This is a genomic window from Nostoc sp. UHCC 0251, assembly GCF_034932245.1.
In the GTDB taxonomy this organism is placed as follows: domain Bacteria; phylum Cyanobacteriota; class Cyanobacteriia; order Cyanobacteriales; family Nostocaceae; genus Nostoc.
In genome coordinates this window covers 1-7,479 of the sequence record NZ_JAYGHD010000441.1, presented here as the reverse complement: position 1 = coordinate 7,479, position 7,479 = coordinate 1, and the positions used below count along the sequence as shown (strand labels likewise).

Genomic DNA, 7,479 nt, shown 5'->3' with positions numbered 1-7,479 from the left:
TAATTCGTAATGACGCTCCTGCGTCGCTAACGCTGCGCTAACGTAATTCGTAATTAATACTCTTGGTGTTCCATTACACCTACTAAGGATTGCAAGTCAAAATCGCGATCGCGTCCACTCAGACAAATCCCAGAACTGACAACAGTCAAGTCAGTTTTAGCGATCGCGCTACTATGGCGAACACCATCAGCAGTTGTCCAATCGACTGTCCAATAATCGCCGCGATCGTGGAATTGATTTAATTCACCACCGCCCATCCGCAATGCCTTTTTCAGCCGCTTTTCATCTTGTTGGGGTTGAGTAAAGCCCTCAATGCGCCGCGTTGCTAATTCATACACCGTGCGGATTTCTGGAGTGATGCCTTTAAACTGTAATTCCTCAGCAGGAATGAGTTGCTTGACGGCAGATTGCAGAGTTTCAGAAATTGCCGGATCGGTACGGCGATCTACTTCCTCAAACCAGCATGAATGTCCATTCCAACGGGCAATAATTTGCTCAAAGGTAACGCCCTCGGTAACTAAGTGGACTGCGATCGGCTTAACTACCTTCAACCGTTGACGCATATCTACTTCATTAACCGGGTATGCTAACCAAGTTTGTCTCCGTAGTTGGTGTGCTAACCGCAGTCGTATTTGGGGAAAGTGTTGTAGGTATTCCACAATTTGGGGTAAGTCTGCTTCTTCTATAATCGTTGCTGTCTTCTCATTCACAGGCTGAAAGATGCCCCAACCTTGAAATTTACTAGGCTTTGGGCTGAAGGTGTAGATCATCCCGGCTACCCGTGTGCGAACTCGTCCACCTTTGACGCAGGGCGCGAGGAATTGGGTTGTAGACAATTGTGCTTGTGCGATCGCAATTTGGTTGATTAGCTTAAATATGTTACTCATAACTAATACCAATTTTCAAAAATAAGGCTACCAATGCAACCCTATAAAATCTGACTTTCTTAATTACGAATTACGTTAGCGACGCAGGAGCGTCATTACGAATTACGAATTAATAAAATTCTGCGTGCAAGTTGGTGGAGCATTGCATGTTCTCAGTTACTAGAGGGACTCCACTGGTGAGTTGTTACACACTCTTTCAAGGATGACTACTTTTAAGCCTACCTGCCAGGTTCTTCGCACTCCCCGTTCACACATGCCCACTGCATTTGGCAGTGTTACTTTTCCTCTCGTACTAGTATGTAGGCTCCAAGAGTTGGGGCACGCAGGATATTAACATAATACAATATACTACATAAAATTGAAAGAGATGAAAATAGGGATTTTGGAGTAGAGCGATCGCTGTTACTTGATATATCGTTCAACAGCCAATCTCATATAGAATAATCACTAAAATTAGGCGTAATTTTTGAGATGGCAGAATATGACAACGTTTGTAAAATACTCGCAGAAAAGTATCCTCTTGATTTTATTCTTTGGTTATTAAATCAAGAACCACAAAAAATTGAAATTTTAAAAACTGAATTAAGTATAGAACCCATACGCGCTGACTCAGTAACATTCCTGCAAACAGAAAATAGAATTTTACACCTGGAATTCCAAACTACTATCAAATCCCAAAAACCAATTTCTCTTAGGATGCTAGATTATTACGTAAGATTGACACGTAAATATCAAGTTCCTGTCACACAGGTAGTAATTTTCTTACAGGAGACAAGTGACGAAATCGCTTTTACTGATGAATATGTCAGCGAGGTAACAACTCACCGTTATCGAGTTATACGGATGTGGGAGCAAGATTCAGCACTATTTATTGGCAATCTGGCATTATTACCTTTAGCACCGTTAACACAAACAAATTCACCCGAAACGTTATTATCACAGGTTGCCCAGGAAATTGCTAAAATTTCAGATATTGAGACAAGACAAAATACTGCTGCTTACACCGAAATTTTAGCAGGGTTAAAGTTTGAAAAAGATTTTATTCGTAAATTGTTGCGGGAGGAGCTTATGCAAGAGTCAGTAATTTATCAGGATATTTTGCAAAAGGGAGAGCAAAAGGAAGCATTAAAATATACTTTACGTCTTTTCAATAGGCGTTTTGGTAATATAGATTCATTAATAATTGAACGACTTCAAGTATTATCTACTGATCAATTAGAAAGCTTAGGAGAAGAATTTTTAGATTTCTCAAATGTATCTGATTTAGTTGCTTGGCTTGAGCAAAATACAAATAGTTAAACCAATTCGCAATGGGCTAACGCCCCGCTCCGCTAACGCAATTCGCAATGACGCTCTCTACGAGACGCTGCGCGAACGCGGACTCGCTACCGCTACACTAACGCAATTACGTGTTGTAACGGGGATTTAGAAAGAGCCACAACACTTGCGGCTTGATAGAAGCCGGGGACTTAAACCCCTACATTTTGTTAAAAGCTACAAGATAGGTAATGCTTACTATTTGTAAGAATAAGCATTACCATACTTTATAATTTACTTATCCGATCGCACAGGCAACGGCATATCCAAAATCTCCATCAGTAAATCCAGACGAGAGGGGCGCGTCAGGAGTGGGACGATATTCGGCAAACTGTAGTAGTCACCCGCGAAAGTGAACGTATCTACAGGTGCTTGCTGCTGCTTCAGTTGACTCTCCACCCAGTTGTAATGAGTACCTACACGGACAATCACCACATTGGGCATTATCGCCAACTCCCGACAGTAGTTTTTGTAGACTTCACCGAAGTAAGGACCAGCATTTTCGCCCTCATCCGTCACCAAAATTATCTGGTCAACTACCTGCTTCTTCTTCCGCATTGCTTCCAATGCACAACCGATACTAGTACCACCGCCTGCATTGATATGCTTGAAGGCACGCTCCCAATCGCTCAACTCCTTGCCCTTTGCTGTAACAGGATACGGAATTGTGTCAAAGGCGTAAACAAACAGTTCTGCCTTAGTGATACCAGAGATCAGGGCAGCGAGTTGCAAACCCGTCGCGATCGCATTTTCCATTGAACCAGACTTGTCCACCAATAAAGCAGTTGGACGAGCGATCGCACCGCGCCGCTTCACCTGCTCATTTGTCACTTTTTCCAGTCGGGCAACGGTGTCTGCGTCAAAATCTCCTGCGTCTGTTGCAATCTGTGCTTTGAATGCTGAGACACGCGTACTTTTAGACGCTGATTCTAGCTTGGAATCAATCAGCTTTTTGACTTCTGGGTGATCCATTGCACCCCTAGTCTGGAGAGACTTGAGGTTGTTGATCGCTTCTTGGGGAGACATGCTATTGATCAACGCCACCAATACAACTGGTGTGAGTTGCTTGATTGCACCAATTGCGATCGTGTATGGAATTTTGAACTCCACAATCAGCCGTGCCTGTTCTGCTGCACTTTCTGCCTTCGCAAGCTGCTTCAGCACATTTGCTAAGGAACCTTCTGGAGGAGTATCGCGGAACAGAATCGCATTTGCCCGCTCATTTGGCTTGATGTGCAGCGAAGCATACAAGTGCTTCATAGCCTTACGACCTCGCAAAGCGGCGCGATCAAATAGAGCCGGGTTGCTCTCCCGTGTCGTCAAGTAACGCCGTACCGCAGTCCGAGCCGAACGAGGCAGTTTATTCTGCTGCTGCTTCATGAAGTCCACTACACGAGCCACTTGATAGGGTGGAAACTCTTGCAGCATCATAAATCCAGCATCTCGGTGTTCAGTTAAATTGCTAGTTAACAAGTAAGCAAGAAACACTTCTTTGTGGTCGCGGACATCACCATGATGCTGATACCAGACTGCCAGATGTCCGTAGAAGATGGGATCGAGTTCAACAATTAACTGATGAATTTCTGCGACTTGCTCAAGCTTGCGGTGAGGAGTTGTCAGCAAACTGTTGAGCATTTCCAAACGCAGGTCACGTTCTGCGGTATTCATAGGAACCTCCTCTAGTTGTGAAGGATGAGGAGGCAGATGTTGCACGCGAGGTGATATCACCGCGCAAGTTGTAGAAGCATTGTGTATAACTTGTGCAGAGTTATGTAAGCTTCTGCGATCGGGGCGCGGCAACAACTGCCAGTTTTGATGTAATGTATCGAAATCGTTAGTACTACTCCCTAAAAGCAAAAGTAGGGTGTGTTAGCGGAGCGTAACGCACCATTCCCAGTTTAATCAGAATTGCAGGTTATTAAATTTGCATTCCTTAGTACTACTCCCTAAAAGTAGTAGCTGCGTAAGCTGCCATCATATCTGCCGCTATTGCGACAGCACTTTTTGAAAGCAGCGACCAGAACCACAAAGACAAAGGTCATTGTTACCAAGCTTTTCTTGTAGTTCCTTGTCGCCATGAACAAGGCGATTACCACGTTTAACAGCTTTTTCAGATGGGTAGCCACGACGACGTTTGCTCGATGGTTCAAAAGCAGAAATCGTCGAAATCTTCAGGCTCGATGTTGAAATCATTAATTTTCTTCATCGTTCTCACCTCCATATTGAAATGAAATAAGATCACCTCGTGCAAGTCGAAAAAGCTGTTGATTCACACACGGGATTTGAACCCGTAATCGCTTGAGCTTAAGTCAAGTGCCTGTACCATTCGGCTAGTATGTAAGCTTTTTCTGTTAGGGCACGAAGTGAAAATTTTAGGTTTTAGAAAGTTGATTTAAAATAAATCTAATTTCTTTCTTGTTACACTGCTGTTTCCTAACAGCGTAAATCATTCGACCTCTATACATTGCCGCAGAACGATGAATTATACCTTTGACAACATCCGTCACATAATTAGTTGGTGGCGGTGGAAAATCTTCAAAGGTAATGAAATACCAAATCTTGTTTAGCTTCTGGTATTGATGATAATTATCAATGATGACAATATCAGTTTGTTCCTGCTTTTGCTTCTGCTTTCGAGGTATTTTCTCGGCTGCACAAAGAATTCCAGTTTCAGGATGGATATAGAAGCGATCGCGATGGTTTGCATCTAGCCGAATTCGATACCCTCGATAAGGCTTGCTGTAAAAACCACCATCAATTATTTCTACATACCGTTCAACGTAGCCCCACACATGATCGATAACATGTTGTCCGGCCATTGTACTGGGATCTAATCGTTGACACAGTTGGCTGTAAACGTCATTCCAAGGCTGTCCGACTTTTGAGCGCAAAAATCGACGCAGGGGGCCGAGATGATCTGAAAGATACTTAGATTTATTTATTGGTTTAATCAGGTAGGGATTCAACAATCCATCCTGACTCGCTTCCTCAGTGATTTTGTGCAATTGCTTCTTAAAGCCAGTCACCTTTTTGAGGCTAATTTTCATCCCACCGCGAGGACGCTCAATCACAATCTCGCTCAAACGATGTTCGCTCATATCTCACGTTGTTTAAATGCAGTTGTTCTAATTGAGTTGTTATTAAACATGAGTTAGCTAACATCATTGAACTCACCTCTGTATTGAGTAAAGGTTATAGACAACGCGGAATTAAGTCTTAAATCACCGAATGACTCTGAAATTTAACCATAGACAGCTTCCGGGCGGATGATAAAATCACCACTGGGACGGCGATCAATTACGTAAGCAGAAAGGCGATCGCTATTCACATCTAAATGCCGAGCAATGCGCTCCTTCATCACCAAATCATTCATCCCTGCTGCAATTCCTAGTTGTGTTTCTGGGACATCAATAGAACGTCCTTCAAATCGAATGTGAACCATTGCAATCACCTCTTGTTGTAATTACGAATTACGAATTACGAATTCGTATTAGTGGATCTGATCGGGATTGAACCGATACCCTCCCTGTGAGAGTTACACTCACACCTCGTGCGAGTCGAAAAAGCTGTGGTGCACACGCAGGAATCGCACCTGCAACTTATCGTTTTAAAAACGATTGCTCTACTATTGAGCTAGTATGTAAGCTTTTTCTGTTAGGGCACAAGTGACATCCGGGATCTCTACCGTTAGAGCTACAGACCCAAGGAAAGCATGATTGCGATGTTCTAATTGAGGTTATTGCAACCTTCAATAGAAGTCAAAACAATTGCTAAGGTTTTGAGAGCTTTTAATTTTGCCTTTTGAGGAGGCTTTTATTTTCATACTACAAATGTAGTATAAGTCCGACATAATGTCAAGGGGATACTACAAATTTCGCATTCCGATGCGAGTTATCAAGAAAGGCAGAGGGCAGGAGGCAGAAGGCAGAAGGGAAAACTGAAGCTTGCACTCTGCTCGTGACCGTAGGGAACAAGGGTTTAAGACCCCCACCAAATTTTCTTGTTTTGTGGCCCCAGTTAAATACGGTGTTGAATCCCCTTCTAAACTGAACCTTCTCCCAAGGGGAGACGCGTTCGCGGAGCGTCTCGCAGAGAAGCGCGATCTGCCCTCTGCCCTCTGCCTTCTGCCTTCTTCAATTAGTCTGAAAAATTGGCGTGAGAAGCAAATATCGATATAAAAATTAAGGTACTAACGCTAACACCCCCACAGGAGAACCAGAACCACCACGCAACCTAAGAACCCCGATCGCTAGAGTAGTGCCTTTAGGTGGCAGCTGATCCAAATTAGTGAGATTTTCCAAGACAATGCGCGATTGTTCTAAAACTAGGCGGTTAATTGCAAAACTGTTATCTTGTCCCGGATCTACACCATGAGTATCAATTCCTACCCCAATAATTTGGCGTTCATTTAGTAAGAATTGAGCCGCATCGCTGCCAAACCCTGGAAAGTGGGCAATTCCTTGAGCATCATGATTTAGAAATGCACTTTTATCCAACCACTTCTTTTGCCAACCAGTATTTAATATAACTACGCAACCAGGGTAAATTTCACCGTATTGTTCTTCCCAGGCTAGAACATCAGCAATAGTCAGGGCATAATCAGCATTAACTGCTGTGGATTGGCGAATATCTATGACCACCGCAGGTACAACTAGGGATTGGGCTGGGTATTGGTCAATTCCCACCGCATAACTATGAAAACTATTAGGGGCGTTGATATGGGTAGCGCTATGTTCCCCCAAGGAGAAACGTCGCAGGTAATAGCCATCATTATTTAGTTCAGCCACAGTTTCAAATTCTACCGGGGGGTCACCAGACCATTGGGGAATATCTATGTCAATTACATGACTTAGGTGGAGAACGCGTCTGTAGGTGATACTATTTTGACTTTGGGGTTGTATCATCCCAGCCTTCTATTTTATTTATACTCAGGGATTTTTTCAAAGGTGGGTAGGCGCAGACCGTCGTAAACATCGCCTGGGTTTGGCTACCCCTATGCAAAGATATTACTACCATTACAAAGTTTTTTCATCGATTCAACTGCAACATTTTTACTCCTACTTCCCTGTATTAGAAGAAATAATCCCCCAATTCCTGTAAATTTTAGGTTGTTGGGGGGTTCAAATGTTGCAGCAAAAAGTGAATTAATCTTAGTTAACAACTAATAGATTAACTTTTAGTTAAACTTTGATTAACTTTTGGTTAAGTTTGCGTAATATCTAGGACTTACGCATTGACAGAAAAATCAAAATAAGAGGTATGATTTTCAGCGCTT

At 43.0% G+C, this 7,479-nt stretch carries 8 protein-coding genes and 1 tRNA gene; 2 read left to right on the top strand and 7 right to left on the bottom strand.

Annotation, left to right across the window (positions count from 1 at the left end):
* Positions 1-53 precede the first annotated feature (53 nt).
* The gene (locus VB740_RS34850; RefSeq protein WP_323204378.1) at positions 54-887 is read right to left on the bottom strand and encodes a hypothetical protein; all 834 of its coding nucleotides are present in this window, start codon (positions 885-887) and stop codon (positions 54-56) included.
* A 471-nt stretch (positions 888-1,358) separates the two neighbouring features.
* Between VB740_RS34850 and VB740_RS34845 the strand changes: the two genes are divergently transcribed.
* The gene (locus tag VB740_RS34845) at positions 1,359-2,186 is read left to right on the top strand and encodes a DUF4351 domain-containing protein (protein WP_323204377.1); all 828 of its coding nucleotides are present in this window, start codon (positions 1,359-1,361) and stop codon (positions 2,184-2,186) included.
* On the top strand, positions 2,164-2,316 hold the full coding sequence (locus tag VB740_RS34840) for a hypothetical protein (protein ID WP_323204376.1): 153 nt from the start codon (positions 2,164-2,166) through the stop codon (positions 2,314-2,316). Before VB740_RS34845 ends, VB740_RS34840 begins: the two co-directional genes overlap by 23 nt.
* 122 nt (positions 2,317-2,438) lie before the next feature.
* Here the strand turns inward: VB740_RS34840 and VB740_RS34835 are convergent, their stop codons facing one another.
* The 6 genes from VB740_RS34835 to VB740_RS34810 all read right to left on the bottom strand — a co-directional run bounded on the left by VB740_RS34835 (position 2,439) and on the right by VB740_RS34810 (position 7,108).
* On the bottom strand, positions 2,439-3,872 hold the full coding sequence (locus VB740_RS34835) for a vWA domain-containing protein (RefSeq protein WP_323204375.1): 1,434 nt from the start codon (positions 3,870-3,872) through the stop codon (positions 2,439-2,441).
* Positions 3,873-4,190: 318 nt separating this feature from the next.
* Entirely contained in the window at positions 4,191-4,397 is a 207-nt protein-coding gene (locus tag VB740_RS34830) for a hypothetical protein (protein WP_323204374.1), read from the bottom strand.
* Between the two features lie 77 nt (positions 4,398-4,474).
* Positions 4,475-4,544, bottom strand: a tRNA-Leu gene (locus VB740_RS34825).
* A 32-nt stretch (positions 4,545-4,576) separates the two neighbouring features.
* The gene (locus VB740_RS34820) at positions 4,577-5,302 is read right to left on the bottom strand and encodes a hypothetical protein (protein WP_323204373.1); all 726 of its coding nucleotides are present in this window, start codon (positions 5,300-5,302) and stop codon (positions 4,577-4,579) included.
* A 143-nt stretch (positions 5,303-5,445) separates the two neighbouring features.
* Positions 5,446-5,646 carry a hypothetical protein gene (locus VB740_RS34815; RefSeq protein WP_323204372.1) on the bottom strand — a complete coding sequence of 67 codons (201 nt, stop codon included), beginning with the start codon at positions 5,644-5,646 and terminating at the stop codon, positions 5,446-5,448.
* 739 nt (positions 5,647-6,385) lie between these two features.
* Complete coding sequence (locus VB740_RS34810; RefSeq protein ID WP_323204371.1) at positions 6,386-7,108, bottom strand: cyclase family protein; 723 nt, start codon at positions 7,106-7,108, stop codon at positions 6,386-6,388.
* Between the last annotated feature and the right edge of the window lie 371 nt (positions 7,109-7,479).